Consider the following 16,916-nt stretch of genomic DNA (forward strand, 5'->3'; position numbering starts at 1 on the left):
TGAGCCGGGACGCGGTTCGCCCTAGATTGCCTGATCTGGGTTTTTTGGGACGGATCCGTGATTGCCGACTGAGGATCATATCGAGGACAGCGCCGAGCGCCGGCGCCGCAGGGGGCCGCGACTGGTCAATCCCTGGTGGCTGCGTGCGACCGTCCTGTCGATCTTTCTGGCGGCGCTTGGGACCATCTGGGTCACCAATGCCTGGCTGACCGACCGGTTTTCCGAAAACACCCGCGTCAGGTCCGAATTGCGGCTGGCTCTTTATACCGGCAACCTGATGTCGGAACTGCAGCGCAACTCGGTCGTGCCTCTGCTGCTGGCGCGCGACCCGGCGCTTATCGGGGCGCTGAACGGCAATGATTTCTCGACCACTTCGGCGCGGCTGATGGCGGCGCAGAAGGAGATCGGCGCCGCCTCGATCCGGCTGCTGGATGCGTCGGGGCGGGTCGTGGGGGCGACCGACCGCACGCAGATCGGCACCAACAGCGTCGCGGCCCCGCAATATGTCGAGGCGCTGCGGTCGCGCGATACGGTCTTTACCGTGTCCGAACTGGCCTCGGGCATTCATGAATTCGCCTATTCCCGCGCCGTCGTGTCCGAGGGACGGACCCTTGGGGTCATCGTGGTTGGCGCCGATCTGACCCGGATGGAGCGATCCTGGGCCGGGATCTCGGATGCGGTCGCCGTGACCGACAGCGAGGGTGTGATCATCCTGTCGACCGAGCCGCGCTGGCGGGGCCTGACCCTGCCCGAGGCGCTGGCGGTGCGCGATGCGCCCTCGGCCATCCGGCGGGCGTTTCAGGTGACCGCCGACTGGACCTCGACCCCCGCGGACGCCTATGTGCAGGGCCGCGCGGTCATGCAATCCGAGGCGCGGGTGCCGTTCCGGGGCTGGCGGATGATCAGCTTTACCGCCTATTCCAGCGTGCGCGAGCGGGTGAATGCCATTCTGGCACTGCAGATCATGGGGTTTGCCATCCTTCTGGCCGGGGCGTTCTGGATGCTGTCGCGGCGCGCGCGCATCCAAAGTCAGGCCTTCATGCGCGAATCGGCCGACCTGCGGGCGCTGAACGCGCGGCTGACGCGCGAGATCGCCGAACGCGAACGGGTGCAAAAGGAACTGCGCGTGGCCGAACAGACCATGCAGCAGTCGTCCAAACTGGCGGCCTTGGGCGAGATGTCGGCAGGCGTCAGTCACGAGCTGAACCAGCCTCTGGCCGCCATGAAGACCTATCTGGCGGGCGCGCGTCTCTTGTTGCAGCGCAGCCGCCCCGAAGAGGCGCTGTCCAGTTTCCAGCGCATTGACGATCTGATCGACCGGATGGGTGCGATCACCCGGCAGCTGAAATCCTATGCCCGAAAGGGCGGTGAGGCGGTGGAACCCGTCGATCTGCGCGCCGCCGTCAGCAGCGCCCTGACCATGATGGAACCGCAATTGCGCACCCGGCCCATCCGCATCGTCCGTCAGGTGCCGCGCGAGCGGGTCATGGTCATGGCCGACCGCATCCGGCTGGAACAGGTGCTGATCAACCTGTTGCGCAATGCCGTCGATGCCGTGCGCGACCGCCGCGAGGGGGTGATCGAGATCAGCGTCGAGGCCGGGGCTCACGCCTATGTGTTGGTGCGCGATAACGGACCGGGTGTCTCGGACCTGGAAAAGCTGTTTGAACCCTTCTGGACCACCAAGAAGCCCGGAGAGGGCACGGGGCTGGGGCTGGCGATCTCGTCCTCGATCATGGCGGATTTCGGAGGTCGCCTGACCGCCCATAACGAAACCGAAGGCGGCGCCGTCTTTACGGTCGAGCTGCCGCTGCACCGGCACGGCCAGCCCCGACAGGCGTTGGCCGCCGAATGATGCGAAACGAGAGGAACAGGGAATGTCCCGCAAGCTGAAGATCGCCATCGTGGATGACGAACCGGACATGCGCGAATCGATCAGCCAGTGGCTGGTCCTGTCGGGCTTTGAAACGGAAACCTTCGCCAGCGCAGAAGACGCGCTGAAGGTGATCGGGGCGGACTGGCCCGGGGTGGTGGTCAGCGATATCCGCATGCCCGGCATGGACGGGATGGCGTTCCTGAAACGCCTGATGGGTCTGGACAGCAACCTGCCGGTGATCATGATCACCGGCCATGGCGACGTGCCCATGGCGGTCGAGGCGATGCGCCTTGGCGCGATGGATTTCATGGAAAAGCCCTTCAACCCCGACCGCATGACGCAGCTGGCCAAGAAGGCCACGCAGGCCCGGCGCATGACGCTGGACAACCGCGCGCTGCGCCGCGATCTGTCCGAGGGTCAGCAGGTCATGTCCAAGCTGATCGGCGCCAGTCCGGTCATGGACCGCCTGCGCGAGGATATTCTGGATCTGGGGCAGGCCGATGGCCATGTGCTGATCGACGGCGAGACCGGCACCGGCAAGACGCTGGTGGCCCATGCGCTGCATGCCGTGGGGCCGCGCGCCTCGAAGAAATTCGTGCCCGTGTCCTGCGCCGCCTATAATGACGAGGCTTTGGCCGCCCGCCTGTTCGGGCCGCTGGAAGAGGGGCTTCCGGCGGTCGAGGAGGCGCGCGCCGGCACCCTGTGCCTCGAGGATGTCGAGGCCCTGTCCGAGGCGCTGCAGGCCCGCCTGCTGGCCTTTATCAGCGAACAGGGCGCGCCTGCCGAAACCCGGATCATCGCGATCAGCAACGCGCGGGGCGAGGGTCGCCGGGTCGAGGATTCGTTGCGTCCCGACCTGTTCTATCGCCTGTCGGCGCTGAAGATCACCCTGCCGCCCCTGCGCGCCCGGGGCGAGGATATTCTGGCGCTGTTCACCCGCATGACCGAACAGTACAGCGAGGAATATGGCTGCGAGCCGCCTCAGGTCAGCGCGCAAGAGGCAGCCCAGCTGCTGCAGGCGCCCTGGCCCGGCAATATCCGCCAGCTGATCAACGTGGCCGAACGGGCGGTGTTGCAGAACCGGCGCGGCTCGGGCTCTATCGCGTCCCTGCTGATGGCGGATGGCGAGGACAACCAGCAGGCCACGACGACCGAGGGCAAGCCGCTGAAGGAATATGTCGAAAGCTTCGAGAAGATGCTGATCGACAACACCATGCGCCGCCACCGGGGCAGCATCGCCAGCGTCATGGACGAATTGTGCCTGCCGCGCCGGACACTGAATGAAAAGATGGCGAAATACGGGCTGCAGCGCGGCGATTACCTGTAGCGCGTCGCAAGACCGGGACCACGCATCGGACAAAAGCAGACCGGGGGCAGCTGGCGCGCCGCCCCCGGTCAAGTCTGGTCCTGCGCTATGAAAACAAAAAATCGGAACAAGGCAGTATCGGAACAAGGGCAGTTCTGAGGCAGGACCATTTCAGGTCAGTTTTGATAAAATCCACAACATGCGGCGAACGGGTGAAACGGTACAGGATCGGCGCGGATCAGGTCCGGATCAAAGCCCGGGACCATCCTTTGGACTTAGCGCCACAGCCTCTGGTTGCCAACTGTTTTTTTGGATAGGTCAGGTTTTCATCCAGTTGAAAGGCTTAGATTTTTCTGCATTTCGTGCAATATGTCGGGCAGCCGACAGTTGAACCGATCGGGCCGGAATAGGGGGCGGGGACTTGCGGAACGACGCGCCCGGCAGTACCCCCGGATGAGCTCCCCGAAATCACCGCCGGGGGATCACGGAAAGGCAGCCCGCATGAGCGTTTCATCCGACAAGACCCTGCACCCGCGCACGCAGGCCGTGCATCACGGCACCCGCCGCAGCCAGTATGGCGAGATGGCCGAGGCGATTTTCCTGACCCAAGGGTTCGTCTATGACAGCGCCGCGCAGGCCGAGGCGCGGTTTCAGGGCACCGGCCCCGACGAATTCATCTATGCCCGCTATGGCAACCCGACCAGCCGCATGTTCGAAGACCGCATCGCCGCGCTGGAAGGGACCGAGGATGCCTTTGCCACCGCCAGCGGCATGGCCGCCGTCAATGGGGCGATGTTCGCGATGTGCAAGCCCGGCGATCATGTCGTGGCGGCCCGCGCGCTGTTCGGATCGTGCCTTTATGTGCTGGACCTGCTGGCGCGTTTCGGCGTCCGGGTCAGCTATGTCGACGGGACCGATCTTGACCAATGGGCCGCGGCGATCACGCCCGGCACCCGGGCGGTGTTCTTTGAAAGCGTGTCGAACCCGACGCTGGAGGTGATCGACCTGCGCGCCGTGGCGGATCTGGCCCATGCGGCGGGGGCCACCGTGGTCGTCGACAATGTCTTTGCCACTCCGGTCTTTTCCAAGGCGGTGGAACAGGGCGCCGATGTCGTCGTCTATTCCGCGACCAAGCATATCGATGGCGGCGGCCGCGCTTTGGCAGGCGTCATCTGCGGCACCAAGCAGTTCGTGCGCGAGGTGGCCGAGCCTTACCTGAAACATACCGGCGGCGCGATCAGCCCGTTTCACGCCTGGATCATGCTGAATGGTCTGACCACGATGGAGCTGCGGGTCCGCGCGCAGGCCGAGGCGGCGGCGCAGATCGCAGCGGCCCTGCAGGGCCATCCGGGCCTGAGCCGCGTCATCTATCCCGGCCTGTCTGATCATCCCCAGCACGCGCTGGCGATGGCGCAGATGGGCTCGGGCGGGACGATGATCGCGCTGGACGTGGCGGGCGGCAAGGAGGCGGCCTTTGCGGTGCTGGACCGCCTGCGGATCATCGCCATCTCGAACAATCTGGGTGATGCGAAATCCATCGCGGTCCATCCCGCCACCACCACCCATTCGCGCCTGACGGACGAGGATCGCGCGCATCTGGGCATCACGCCGGGGCTGTTGCGCCTGTCCGTGGGGCTGGAGGATGTGCGCGATCTGACCGCCGATCTGATGGCGGCGCTGCAGGGCTGAGGGCCCGACGGGTCGCAAGGACTGTCGCGGTGGGCTGACAAAGCCCACCGCGCATCCTATATCAGCCCTGCCCGAGCCCCGGAGGCCCCATGACCCAGATCCGCCCGCTGACCCCCGCCTATCCCGCGCTGGCGCGCGACTATGATGCCGCGTTCAGGGTCGATCCGGCCTATAAGGACAGCCTGCCCGATCTGCAGAACGGTCCGGCCAGCCTGATCGTGGGCGCCCGCGCGGCGATCCAGCATGTCGGCATCTCGAATTTCCGGCTGCCGATCCGCTATCTGACCCGCGAAGGGGGCGATATCACGCTGGAAACCAGCGTCACCGGCACGGTCAGTCTGGAGGCCGACCGCAAGGGCATCAACATGTCGCGGATCATGCGGTCCTTTTACGTCCATTCCGACACGCAGTTCAGCCTGTCGGTGCTTGAATCGGCGCTGGATGATTACAAGGCCGATCTGGACGCGCTGGATGCCCGCATCCAGATGCGGTTCTCTTATCCGATGCGGGTGGACAGCCTGCGGTCGGGCCTGACGGGCTGGCAATATTACGACATCGCGCTGGAGGTGATCGAGGCGGCGGGCCAGCGGTTGCGGGTCATGCATCTGGATTACGTCTATTCCTCGACCTGTCCCTGTTCGCTGGAACTGTCCGAACATGCCCGCCAGACGCGTGGGCGGCTGGCGACGCCGCATTCGCAGCGATCGGTCGCGCGGATCTCTCTGGTGATGGAGGGGCCGGACCGGTTGTGGTTCGAGGATGCGATCGGGCTGTGCCGCCGCGCCGTGCCGACCGAGACGCAGGTCATGGTCAAGCGCGAGGACGAGCAGGCCTTTGCCGAACTGAATGCCGCGCATCCGATCTTTGTCGAGGATGCGGTGCGCGCCTTTGCCGCCGAGCTGATCGCCGATCCGCGCGTGGGCGATTTCCGGGTTCTGGCCAGCCATCAGGAATCGCTGCATTCCCATGATGCGGTCAGCCTGCTGACGGGAGGGGCGACATTCGCGCAGGCCTCGCTGGATCCGGGGACGTTTGCGGGTCTGAAGGTCTGAAGAACGGATTGCGTCCCGCGCGCGGGGGGCCAGCCCCCCGCACCCCCCGCCGGAAGGGGCTGCGCGCCCCTCCCGGACCCGCCCGGCGGGATATTTCCGGACCGTCGCAGAGGGCGGGAACGGAGAGAGAACGGTGGGCTTTCCCTGCGGGCCGGGTGGGGGTAGGATGCGCGCATGGACCTGACCGACGACCCTGATCGCCCGACCTTTGTGCCGCTGTCGCAGCGTGCTGTTGCGGCCCGCCCCGCGCCCTATCTGGAGGGGCTGAATGCGGCGCAGCGTGCCGCCGTCGAGGTGCTGGACGGGCCGGTGCTGATGCTGGCGGGCGCCGGGACCGGCAAGACGCGTGCGCTGACCACGCGGATCGCGCATCTGCTGATGCTGGGCCGGGCGCGGCCGGGGCAGGTGCTGGCGGTGACCTTTACCAACAAGGCGGCACGCGAGATGAAGAACCGGATCGCCCGGCTGCTGGGCGAGACGGTCGAGGGGATGCCTTGGCTGGGCACGTTCCATTCGATCAGCGTCAAGATCCTGCGCCGCCATGCCGAGCTGATCGGGCGCGAGGGGCTGCATCTGAAGCCCAGCTTTACCATTCTGGATACGGACGATCAGATCCGGCTGCTGAAGCAGCTGATCCAAGCCGCCAATATCGACGAGAAACGCTGGCCGGCGCGACAGCTGGCGCATCTGATCGATGGCTGGAAGAACCGCTGTCTGAGCCCCGGCAAGCTGCCGCAGGGCGAGGGGGAGGCCTTTGACGGGCAGGGGGGGCGTCTCTATGCCGCCTATCAGGACCGGCTGCTGACCCTGAATGCGGTCGATTTCGGCGATTTGCTGATGCATTGCGTGATCCTGTTTCAGGCGCATCCCGATGTGTTGCGGCAATGGCAGGACCGGTTCCGTTACATTCTGGTGGACGAGTATCAGGACACGAACGTCGCGCAATACATGTGGCTGCGGCTGCTGGCGCAGGCGCATCGCAACATCTGCTGCGTGGGCGATGACGATCAGTCGATCTATGGCTGGCGCGGCGCCGAGGTGGGCAACATCCTGCGCTTCGAGAAGGATTTTCCGGGCGCCGAGGTGATCCGGCTGGAGCAGAATTACCGGTCCACCCCGCAGATTTTGGGGGCGGCCTCGGGTTTGATCGCGGCCAATCAGGGACGCTTGGGCAAGACGCTATGGACCGATGCCGAACCCGGAGAGCCGGTGCGTCTGATCGGGCATTGGGACAGCGAGGCCGAGGCCCGCTGGATCGGCGAAGAGATCGAGGCGTTCCAGGGCGGGCATCGCGCCGCCTTGGGTCGGGTCGGGTTGAACGACATCGCCATTCTGGTCCGCGCCAGCCACCAGATGCGCGCCTTCGAGGACCGGTTCATGACCATCGGCCTGCCGTATCGGGTGATCGGCGGGCCGCGGTTCTATGAACGGCAGGAAATTCGCGACGCGATGGCCTATTTCCGGCTGGTCGTGTCCCCCGACGACGATCTGGCCTTCGAGCGGATCGTGAACACCCCCAAGCGCGGCCTTGGCGACAAGGCGTTGCAGACCATCCAGCATGCGGCGCGGCAGAACGGCGTCAACCTGTTGGAGGGCGCGCGGATCGTGGTCGAGGACAAGCAGCTGGGCGGCAAGGGTCTGGCCCATCTGCGCGATTTCGTGGGGCTGATCGGGCGTTCGCACATGGCGGTGCGCGATGGCGCGTCCCATGTCGAGCTGGCCGAACGGGTTCTGGACAATTCGGGCTATACCGCCATGTGGCAGAACGACAAGGCGCCAGACGCGCCGGGGCGGCTGGATAACCTCAAGGAACTGGTCAAGGCGCTGGAGGAATTCGAGAACCTGCAGGGCTTTCTGGAACATGTCTCGCTGGTCATGGACCGCGACAATGGCGACGATGGCGAACAGGTCAGCATCATGACCCTGCACGGCGCCAAGGGGTTGGAATTTCCGGTGGTCTTTCTGCCGGGATGGGAAGACGGGTTGTTCCCGAACCAGCGCGCCATGGATGAACAGGGCACCCGCGGGCTGGAGGAGGAGCGGCGGCTGGCCTATGTCGGCATCACCCGGGCCGAGCGTCTGGCGACGATCACATTCGCGGGCAACCGGCGTCTGTACGGGCAATGGCAAAGCGCGCTGCCATCCCGCTTCATCGACGAGTTGCCCGAGGAACATGTCGAGGTGCTGACCCCGCCGGGCCTTTACGGCGGCGGATACGGGGCGGCGATGGCCCATGCGGGCAGCACCCAGATGAGCGAGCGCGTGGCCAAGGCCGATGTCTATAACTCGCCCGGCTGGAAGCGGATGCAGGACCGCGCGGCGGAACGGCGCGGGCCCGCGCATCGGACGCCCGTGACGATCGACGCCAAGCCCGCATCGCGGTTCGCGGTGGGCGACAAGGTCAGCCACGCCAAGTTCGGGGATGGCGAGGTGATCGGCATTTCCGAAGATACGCTGACGGTGCAGTTCGGGACGGCCTTCAAGAACATCAAGGCCGCCTATGTTCAGCCCGCAGGCGGGGGCGACGACGTTCCCTTCTGATCGGGCTTCTGAGGGGCGCGGCGCAGGCGCGCCGACAGGCCCCTCGGGGCGGCCCGGACGCGGGTCAGGGCGGCGGCATATTCGGCGTCGATGTCCAGATCAGGATGATCCTGGGCCATGCGCAGCAGGCGGAAATGGATCTGCGCCACGCCTTCGTAATAATCGACAAAGGCATAGTTGATCGCCGCCCCGGTCACCGCGCCCAGCACCGGCACCGCCTGCGCGCCCAGCTTGGTCGTCAGCCGCGCCGCGAATTCCGCCGCGAACCGAGAGATCAGCGACGAAACGGTCTGCCCGTTCGTCAGCAGGCGGTTGGCCAGAAAGGATTTGGCGGCGGCATCGCCCGCCTCTCCGGGTTCGCCCGACTGGAAGACCGCAAGGCATTCCAGCCGCACCATCGGATCGGTCGTATCAAACCCGTGCTGGCGCGCGACTTTCTGAATGGAGTTGAAGATGACGGTGGTCGAGGCGACCAGATCGGGCACGATCCCCGCCAGCCCGAACCAGCCCCCCGCCGCCCCGCTGAGAACCGCCGCCGCGCGGTTGGCGATCAGCGGAGCCTGACGGACGACATTGATCCCGTCGCTGCGCCCCGACAGGTCGTAAAGCTGGCGAAAGGCGCTTTCCAGCACCTTTTCCAGCGCCACGGGCGACAGACCCAGCAGGGTGGTCGTGGCGCCCTCGGTCAGCCGGCCCACGGCTTCGACCCCGCGCATCAGGATGCCCCGGCTGGCAAGCTGGCGGGCGGCGACCAGGTCCAGTTCGGCGATGACGGCGGATCGGGGATCAAGCGGCAGGCTCATGGGCTTTGTCCTTTGCGTCGGGTCACAAAATGATCTGGGGGTGGCGGGGCGGTTCGTCAATCGGCCCATTCGGGATCGGTGGTAAAGGCGATGGTCAGCCAGCGATTGTCGGGATCGCCGCCGATGGCGGCGCCGATCTCGTCCCGGATGGCGTCCCACTCCTCAAGATGCATGGGGGGCCAGCCGGTGGGGACGATGAAATACAGCTCGATCTGGCGGCCCCGGCCGACGCGGGCCACATAGGCGCGATGGCCCAGAAAGCCGTAGCGGTCGCAGGTATCCATGGCGATGCGGTCGATATCGGCCAGCATGTCGGGCGGCGTGATCAGCAGGATATCGGCCAGCGCCTGCCGGATCGTCGGGATGGGCAGCGGGATGACCACCAGACAGACCAGCGCCAGCACCGCCGGATCGACATAGGGCGACAAAGGCTGCAGCGCGGTGCCCTGAATGGCGCTGCCAAAGACAAAGGCCACCAGCAGCGCGCCGGTCAGCGCCGCCGAGATGGTCCAGCCCTTGACGTCCAGCGCCACGAAACCCGACCCGATCCTGCGATTGGCGCGAGCGTTGTGGATGGCCATGCCCACCGCCACCACCAGCACCACGGCGGCATAGACCGTGGCCTGCCCGAAATCCAGATGCCGCCCCCCCGCCAGCAGGCTGCCCACCGCGGTGACCAGCGCATAGATCGCGGCGCCCGACAGCAGCACACCCGTCAGGCCCAGCACCATCGGCTCCAGATGCCAAAAGCCCATGGTGAAGCGTTGCACCAGCCGGGCCTGACGCCGCTCGGACAGGCGGGCGGTGATCAGGGTCGAGACCAGCAGCGCGACCGAGGTCATGGTCGCATCGGTCAGCGAATAGATCCCGTCGAAGATGATCGAGGCCGACCCCGAGGCCACGCCAAAGCCGATGCCCGTCAGCGCCACGACAAAAGTCATCGCGATGGACAGTTTCAGAACACCCTGTTCGGTCATCTGGGTCATGGGCACAGCCTTTCGGGGGCGCAACGTCGGCGGGGCGGGCCGGGTTTCGCGCAGGCCGGGTATGGCAAGGCTCCCCCCCGCGCGCGGTTGCCCCAAACGGTTGCCCCAAACGGTCGCCCCAAACGCCAGCCATGATCGGGTGGCGCCAAAGGCGCAAGGCCCCATCGCCTCTGTGCAGGTCATGTTCCGCGCCATGTTCCGCCACGCAACATCTGGCCCATCCCGCAGCGCCCATGCTAACGTCGCGTGACACGCAGGGAGGCGGGACCAAAGGTGGCATTGATCCGGCTGTGGCTGTTCCTGTTCGCGCTGCAGGCGGTGTTCTATCTGCTGCTGCGCGTCTATCTGCGCTCGCAGCAGGTCGAGCGGGTGGAAAACCGGTGGGATGCCCGCCATCCCGATCAGGCCGGGAACAGCGCCGCCCGGCGTGCGTTCGTGGCCAAGGCGATGACGGGGTTCAACCGCAGCCTGCGGGCGCGTCTGGCGCTGGCCGTCTTCGTGCTGCCGACGCTGGCCGTTCTGGTCATCGTTATTCTGGTCAACTGGCAATAGGAGCTGCCTGTTCATGTATTATGCGCGCGTCGTCATCGGCGTCCTGTTCGGCGTTCTGATCTTTGCCCTGCTGGATTACACTCTGCCGTCGAAAAGCACGGTGCGGATCAGCAACACCTATAACCGGCTGACCGCGATTCCGCCTTCGGCGGCGGTCTTCTGGGCATCGGACAGCACCGGCACGGTGGAAAATGCCCAAGGCCAGCGCGATGTGCGCTTTATCGACGTGGTGCGACCGGGCGGCAGCGTCTTCGTCTATCGCAACGAGGATACGGGCTGGGTCTGGCCGCCCTATTTCAAATATGACAGCGCCAATCTGCAGGCCGAGGCGAACAACCTGCAATCGCCCGCCAGCGACCCGATCTGGGTCAGCGTCACCGGCTATGGCTGGCGGCTGCCGTGGATGTCGACCTATCCCAATGCCATCTCGATCAACACGGTCGCGGGGCCTGACGACCGGCCGCTGAACTGGGCCGCGATGATCATCTGCGTGGTGCTGCTGGCGCTTCTGGGGCTGGTCTGGCGCATGACCGCGCAGTTCCGGCGGCGCGGGGTGGGTCGGATCGGGGCCGGGCGATGACCAATTCCGGCACCGATCTGCGCCCCGACTGGTTCGAGGGGATCCGCATCAACACCCCCGCCGTCGAACGCCGGGCGGCGACGCTGCCCACACGGCGCAGTCTGAAAAAGGACCATCAGGCCGCCTGGCTGCTGAACGCCGTGCGCTGCATCGACCTGACGACGCTGGCGGGCGATGACACGCCCGACCGCGTTGCGCGGCTGTGCGCCAAGGCCCGCCAGCCCATCGCAGCGGACCTGCTGGACGCGATGGGCGTTACCGGCCTGACCACCGGGGCGGTCTGCGTCTATCCGACCATGGTCGCCCCCGCCAAACGCGCGCTCGGGCATTCCGGCATCCCCGTGGCCAGCGTCGCCACCGGCTTTCCGGCGGGCCTGATGCCCCTTGATCTGCGGCTGGCCGAGATCCGCTATGCCGTGGATCAGGGCGCGGACGAGATCGACATCGTCATCACCCGCGCCCATGTCCTGCAGGCCAACTGGACCGCCCTCTATGATGAGCTGCGCGCCATGCGCGAGGCCTGCGGCGCGGCGCGGATGAAGGCCATTCTGGCCACCGGCGATCTGAAATCGCTGGAAAACGTCGCCAAGGCCAGCCATGTCGCCATGCAGGCGGGCGCCGATTGGATCAAGACATCGACCGGGAAAGAGGGCGTGAATGCGACCCTGGCCGTCAGTCTGGTCATGGTCCGCACCATCCGCGATCACCATGCCCGCACCGGCCACAAGGTCGGCTTCAAGCCCGCAGGCGGTCTGCGCACCGCCAAGGACGCGATCGCCTGGCAGGTGCTGATGACCGAGGAGCTGGGCCGCGACTGGCTGTCCCCCGACCTGTTCCGCATCGGCGCCAGCAGCCTTCTGGGCGATATCGAACGTCAGATCAGCCATCATGTCACGGGCCGCTATGCCAGCGCCCATCGCCTTGCCCCAGCCTGAGGACCGTCAATGAGCCGCCAGATGACCAGAGTGAGCGAGATCATGCAGACGATGGAATACGGCCCCTCGACCGAGGATGCATCCGCCGCACGGGACTGGCTGGCCGGTCACGGCAGCTTTGGCCATTTCATCGACGGCGCCTTTACCGCGCCGGCCGACACCTTCCCGACCCGCGATCCTGCCACAAGCGAGGTTCTGGCCCATGTCTCGCAGGGCTCGGACAGCGACATCGCTGCCGCCGTCGCTGCCGCGCGCGCCGCACAACCGGGCTGGGCGGCGCTGTCCGGCACCGCGCGCGCCCGATATCTGTATGCGCTGGCCCGCCATGTGCAGAAACGCGAACGCTTGCTGTCGGTGCTGGAAACGCTGGACAATGGCAAGCCGATCCGGGAATCGCGCGACATCGACGTGCCGCTGGTCGCCCGGCACCTCTATCACCATGCGGGCTGGGCCGAGCTGCGCGACAGCCGCTTTCCCGGCCACGCGCCCTTGGGTGTCTGCGGCCAGATCATCCCGTGGAATTTCCCGCTGCTGATGCTGGCCTGGAAGATCGCGCCCGCCTTGGCCGCAGGCAATACGGTCGTTCTGAAGCCCGCCGAATACACCCCCCTGACCGCGCTGGCCTTTGCCCAGATCTGCCAGCAGATCGGCCTGCCCGCAGGCGTCGTCAATATCGTGACCGGTGACGGGACCACGGGGGCGGCGCTGGTCGCCTCGGATGTGGACAAGATCGCCTTTACCGGCTCGACCGAGGTCGGGCGTGGCATCGCGCGGGCGCTGGCTGGAACGGGGCGCCGCCTGACGCTGGAGCTGGGCGGCAAATCGCCCTTTGTCGTGATGGAGGATGCCGATCTGGACGCCGCGGTTGAGGGCGTCGTGGACAGCATCTGGTTCAATCAGGGGCAGGTCTGCTGCGCCGGGTCGCGCATTCTGGTGGCCGAGGCGGTCGCGCCCCTGTTCGAGGATCTGCTGCGCGCCCGCATGGACCGCTTGCGCGTGGGCGCGCCCTTGGACAAATCCACCGATATCGGCGCCATCGTCGATCCGGTGCAAAAGGCCCGCATCCTGTCGATCTGCAAGGCGGCGGTCGATCACGGCGCCGAGCTGATCGGCGGTCAGCCGCAGGACGGCTGCTTCATCGCGCCCGGCTATCTGCGCAATATCGCCCCCGCCAATCCCGGCATGACCGAGGAAATCTTTGGCCCCATCGCCACCCTGTCCACCTTCCGCACGGCGGATGAGGCGGTCGAGCTGGCCAATGCCACCCGTTATGGGCTGGCGGGATCGGTCTGGTCTGAAAGCGCGACGGTCGCCACCGATCTGGCGGCGCGGATCAAGGCCGGGGTGATCTGGATCAATGCTGCGAACCTCTTCGACGCCGCCGCACCCTTTGGCGGCATGCGCGAAAGCGGCTATGGCCGCGAAGGCGGGGCGGCGGGGATGCTGGATTATCTGGCCGGTCCTGCCGTGACACCCGCCCCCGACAGACCCGGTGCGGTGGCAACGACCAACCCGTCCGACGCGACGGCCATCGACCGCACCGCCAAGCTGTATATCGGCGGCGCGCAGAAGCGGCCCGATGGCGGCGCGATGTATCCGGTGCGGGGCGGACTGGCCCCTCTGGGCAGCCGCAAGGACATCCGCAACGCCGTCGAGGCCGCCTCCAAAGCCGGGAAATGGGCCGCGATGGGCGGTCATGGCCGCGCACAGGTGCTGTATTTCATTGCTGAAAACCTCGCGGCGCGCGCCACCGAATTCGCCTCCCGCACCAGCAAGGCCGAGGTCGAGGCCGCCATCGACCGCGCCTTCCACTATGCCGCATGGGCCGACAAGTTCGACGGGACCACGGTGCAGGCAAAGCCCGGTCATCTGGTGACGGTAATCCCCGAACCCTCGGGCATCATCGGGATCGCCTGCCCGGACGCCCAGCCCCTTGCGGGCTTCCTGTCGCTTGTCCTGCCCGCCATCGCCATGGGCAACACGGTCGTCGTGATCCCGTCCGAGAGCGATCCGCTGCCGGTGATTGATCTTGCGCAGGTCTTCGATACCTCTGACCTGCCGGGCGGCGTGGTCAATATCGTCACCGGCCCGCAATCCGATCTGTCCCTCCATCTGGCCGCACATGACGAGGTCACGGCTTTCTGGCATGCCGGCGCCGGGACCGATCTGACCGCGATCGACCAGGCGGCCAGCGGCAATCTGAAGCCGGTCTGGCCCATCCCCCCCCGCGACTGGACAGGGTCTGAGGCACAGGGAGAGACCTTCCTGCGTCACGCCACGCGGCAAAAGACCATCTGGCTGCTCTATGGCGCCTTGCCCGCAGGCAGCGGCGGTGCGGCCTACTGAATGCAAAAAAAGGGGGCATTCTGCCCCCCTCTTGTCCTTCGGCCAATTCACCCCCCTGAGGATATTTGCACCAAGATGAAGTCGTTTCCTTTCATCTTGGTTGAAATATCCCGGGGGGGATCGCCGTCAGGCGATGGGGGGCTGGCCCCCCTCAGCGGCCCCGGATCCGCGGATCCATGGCATCGCGCAGGCCGTCGCCGATATAGTTGACACAGAGCACCGTCAACGAGATCAGCAGACCCGGGAAGATCACCCGCCACGGGTACAGGACCATCTGATCGACCGCATCGAACAGCAGCCGGCCCCAGGTCGGGAAATCGGGCGGGAAGCCCAAGCCAAGGAAGCTGAGCGCGGATTCCGTGATGATCGCCGTGGCGATGCCCAGGGTGGCTGCGACCATGATGGGCGACAGCACGTTGGGCAGGATATGGCGGGTGATCATCCGATGCGCGGGCGTACCGATCGAGCGGGCGGCGAGGATGAACTCGCGTTCCTTCAGGCCCAGAACCTCGCCGCGCACGATGCGGGCAGCCTGCATCCAGCTGGTCGCGCCGATCGCCGTCACGATCAGGAAAAAGATCCCCAGGGCCGGGCCGAAGGTCTGCGACAGGGTTTCGCGGAACAGGGTGACCATCAGCAAAAGCAGGGGCAGCAGCGGCAATGCCAGAAACAGCTCGGTCAGGCGCATCAGCGGGCCGTCCAGCCTGCGGAAATATCCCGACATGACGCCGATCAGGCTGCCGATGGTGATGGCGATGATCATCGCGGTCAGCCCCACCGCGATCGAGACCTGCCCCCCGGCCATCAGTCGCGCCAGCAGATCGCGGCCCAGCTGGTCGGTGCCCAGAGGATGGGTCGTCGAAAAGCCCGAATTGCGGGCGCGGATGTCCACATAGGTCGGATCGATGGTCCAGATCAGCGGTCCCACCGACACGAAGAGGATGATCGACACGAAGATCACCAGCCCCAGCATCGCACCGCGATGGCTGCGGAACTGGCGCCAGACATCGGACCACTGACTGCGGTTTGCCTCGGTCGCGGGCTGAGCGGCCACGGCTGTGACAGGCGCACTGACCGCGCCGGGGGCTGCGGCATGCAGGTCGGTCAGCCGTGCCTCGGGATCGGGGCGGGAGGCGGGGGTGTTGATATCAGTCATAGCGGATCCTCGGGTCCAGCACCCCATAGAGGATGTCTGCAATCAGGGTGAAAACGACGATCAGAATGGCAAAGATGAAGGTCAGCGTCAGCACCATCGGGATGTCGTTTCCGTGGATCGCGGTGATCAGCAATTGTCCCAGACCGTTCACCTTGAACACCTGTTCGGTGATAATCGCGCCGCCGAAGACGGCGGGCAGGCCAAGCGCGATGACCGTCACGACGGGGATCAGGCTGTTTCTCAGCACATGTTTCAGCACCACGACCCGTTCGGACAGGCCCTTGGCGCGGGCGGTGCGGACGTAATCCTGCCCCAGATTGTCCAGCATGGACGAGCGCATGAACCGGCTGATCTGCGCGGCATTATACAGTGCCAGCACCGTCACCGGCATGACCATCTGGCGGGCCTGTTCCTTGAAGCTGGCCCAGTCATTCACCTCCAGCGTGGTGTTGTAGACCGAGGGAAACCACTGCAGGTTCACGGCAAAGATGATGATCAGCACGACGCCGGTGAAGAAGGTCGGCATCGAAAAACCGATCATCGAGATGAAGGTGCCGATCTGGTCGAACCAGCTGTATTGCTTGTAGGCCGACAGGATGCCGATCGGAATCGCGATCAGGATGCCCACGACATAGGACATGCCCACGACCGTCAGGGTCTGGGGCAGGCGCTGTGCGATCACGTCGAACACCGGGCTGCGCGACTGAAAGCTGATGATGCGTTGGGCCCCCTGACTGAAATCGGTGCCAAAGATCTGGTCGGTCCAGTACAGCGGCTCGACCCAGAAGAACTGCTTCAGCCACAGAAGATAGCGCACGGGCCACGGCTCTCCCAGGCCCAGGGCGGCGCGCATGCGTTCGCGCACCTCGGGCGGGACGGTCAGGGGGACGTCGCCCAACGGATCGCCGGGCGAGGCCTCCAGCAGCAGGAAGATCACCAGCGAGATGAACAGCAATGTCGGGATGGCCAGCAGCAGCCGGCGCAGGGTGAAGTTCAGCATGGGGATGCGGTCCTTGGGGCGGCAGGGCGCGGACGTCCTGCCATGTCAGGCGGGAAGGGCGCCGCCCCGGCCGCGCGGGCCGGGGCGGCGGGGC

General features: G+C 66.0%; 12 protein-coding genes and 1 pseudogene. 9 read left to right on the plus strand and 4 right to left on the minus strand.

Annotation, left to right across the window (positions count from 1 at the left end; genetic code table 11):
* Positions 1-139: 139 nt before the first annotated feature.
* The 5 genes and pseudogenes from EG885_RS12365 (at position 140) to EG885_RS12385 (ending at position 8,464) form a co-directional block, all read left to right on the plus strand.
* Positions 140-1,855, plus strand: a complete 1,716-nt coding sequence (locus EG885_RS12365) for a sensor histidine kinase (RefSeq protein WP_131575004.1) — start codon at positions 140-142, stop codon at positions 1,853-1,855.
* Positions 1,856-1,877: 22 nt separating this feature from the next.
* The gene (locus EG885_RS12370) at positions 1,878-3,203 is read left to right on the plus strand and encodes a sigma-54-dependent transcriptional regulator (protein WP_131574954.1); all 1,326 of its coding nucleotides are present in this window, start codon (positions 1,878-1,880) and stop codon (positions 3,201-3,203) included.
* A 480-nt stretch (positions 3,204-3,683) separates the two neighbouring features.
* On the plus strand, positions 3,684-4,871 hold the full coding sequence (metZ, locus tag EG885_RS12375; protein WP_131574956.1) for an O-succinylhomoserine sulfhydrylase: 1,188 nt from the start codon (positions 3,684-3,686) through the stop codon (positions 4,869-4,871).
* Between the two features lie 74 nt (positions 4,872-4,945).
* Positions 4,946-5,923 (plus strand): annotated as a pseudogene (gene folE2 / locus EG885_RS12380) (GTP cyclohydrolase FolE2); the annotation flags it as partial.
* Positions 5,924-6,097: 174 nt separating this feature from the next.
* Complete coding sequence (locus EG885_RS12385; RefSeq protein ID WP_131574960.1) at positions 6,098-8,464, plus strand: ATP-dependent helicase; 2,367 nt, start codon at positions 6,098-6,100, stop codon at positions 8,462-8,464.
* On the opposite strand, the gene EG885_RS12390 is transcribed toward EG885_RS12385, so the two are convergent.
* Together EG885_RS12390 and EG885_RS12395 are read right to left on the minus strand one after the other, a co-directional pair.
* Positions 8,428-9,267, minus strand: coding sequence for an EcsC family protein (locus EG885_RS12390; RefSeq protein WP_165571126.1), 840 nt, complete (start codon positions 9,265-9,267; stop codon positions 8,428-8,430). The genes EG885_RS12385 and EG885_RS12390 overlap by 37 nt on opposite strands.
* 56 nt (positions 9,268-9,323) lie before the next feature.
* Positions 9,324-10,253 carry a cation diffusion facilitator family transporter gene (locus EG885_RS12395; protein WP_207392270.1) on the minus strand — a complete coding sequence of 310 codons (930 nt, stop codon included), beginning with the start codon at positions 10,251-10,253 and terminating at the stop codon, positions 9,324-9,326.
* Positions 10,254-10,526: 273 nt separating this feature from the next.
* Between EG885_RS12395 and EG885_RS12400 the strand changes: the two genes are divergently transcribed.
* Genes EG885_RS12400 through EG885_RS12415 form a run of 4 tightly spaced genes read left to right on the plus strand, consistent with a single transcriptional unit; the run spans position 10,527 to position 14,666 of the window.
* Positions 10,527-10,805: a hypothetical protein gene (locus tag EG885_RS12400; protein ID WP_131574965.1), complete on the plus strand. Its 279-nt coding sequence runs from the start codon at positions 10,527-10,529 to the stop codon at positions 10,803-10,805.
* Positions 10,806-10,818: 13 nt separating this feature from the next.
* On the plus strand, positions 10,819-11,385 hold the full coding sequence (locus EG885_RS12405) for a DUF1523 family protein (protein ID WP_131574967.1): 567 nt from the start codon (positions 10,819-10,821) through the stop codon (positions 11,383-11,385).
* Positions 11,382-12,320, plus strand: a complete 939-nt coding sequence (gene deoC, locus EG885_RS12410) for a deoxyribose-phosphate aldolase (RefSeq protein ID WP_131574969.1) — start codon at positions 11,382-11,384, stop codon at positions 12,318-12,320. The genes EG885_RS12405 and deoC overlap by 4 nt, the downstream gene beginning before the upstream one ends.
* Before the next feature lie 21 nt (positions 12,321-12,341).
* Positions 12,342-14,666 (plus strand): aldehyde dehydrogenase family protein, encoded by a 2,325-nt coding sequence (locus tag EG885_RS12415; protein ID WP_131574971.1) that lies wholly within the window; start codon positions 12,342-12,344, stop codon positions 14,664-14,666.
* Between the two features lie 151 nt (positions 14,667-14,817).
* Here the strand turns inward: EG885_RS12415 and EG885_RS12420 are convergent, their stop codons facing one another.
* Complete coding sequence (locus EG885_RS12420; protein WP_131574973.1) at positions 14,818-15,822, minus strand: ABC transporter permease; 1,005 nt, start codon at positions 15,820-15,822, stop codon at positions 14,818-14,820.
* The gene (locus EG885_RS12425) at positions 15,815-16,822 is read right to left on the minus strand and encodes an ABC transporter permease (protein WP_131574976.1); all 1,008 of its coding nucleotides are present in this window, start codon (positions 16,820-16,822) and stop codon (positions 15,815-15,817) included. The genes EG885_RS12420 and EG885_RS12425 overlap by 8 nt, the downstream gene beginning before the upstream one ends.
* Positions 16,823-16,916 lie beyond the last annotated feature (94 nt).

This window comes from Paracoccus nototheniae (assembly GCF_004335005.1).
Classification (GTDB): domain Bacteria; phylum Pseudomonadota; class Alphaproteobacteria; order Rhodobacterales; family Rhodobacteraceae; genus Paracoccus; species Paracoccus nototheniae.

Coding starts and splice junctions, on each gene's coding strand:
- EG885_RS12370 (WP_131574954.1), top strand. CDS start 1,878: ATGTCCCGCAAGCTGAAGATCGCCATCGTGGATGACGAACCGGACATG.
- EG885_RS12395 (WP_207392270.1), bottom strand. CDS start 10,253: ATGACCCAGATGACCGAACAGGGTGTTCTGAAACTGTCCATCGCGATG.
- EG885_RS12420 (WP_131574973.1), bottom strand. CDS start 15,822: ATGACTGATATCAACACCCCCGCCTCCCGCCCCGATCCCGAGGCACGG.
- deoC (WP_131574969.1), top strand. CDS start 11,382: ATGACCAATTCCGGCACCGATCTGCGCCCCGACTGGTTCGAGGGGATC.
- EG885_RS12385 (WP_131574960.1), top strand. CDS start 6,098: ATGGACCTGACCGACGACCCTGATCGCCCGACCTTTGTGCCGCTGTCG.
- metZ (WP_131574956.1), top strand. CDS start 3,684: ATGAGCGTTTCATCCGACAAGACCCTGCACCCGCGCACGCAGGCCGTG.
- EG885_RS12405 (WP_131574967.1), top strand. CDS start 10,819: ATGTATTATGCGCGCGTCGTCATCGGCGTCCTGTTCGGCGTTCTGATC.
- EG885_RS12415 (WP_131574971.1), top strand. CDS start 12,342: ATGACCAGAGTGAGCGAGATCATGCAGACGATGGAATACGGCCCCTCG.
- EG885_RS12425 (WP_131574976.1), bottom strand. CDS start 16,822: ATGCTGAACTTCACCCTGCGCCGGCTGCTGCTGGCCATCCCGACATTG.
- EG885_RS12390 (WP_165571126.1), bottom strand. CDS start 9,267: ATGAGCCTGCCGCTTGATCCCCGATCCGCCGTCATCGCCGAACTGGAC.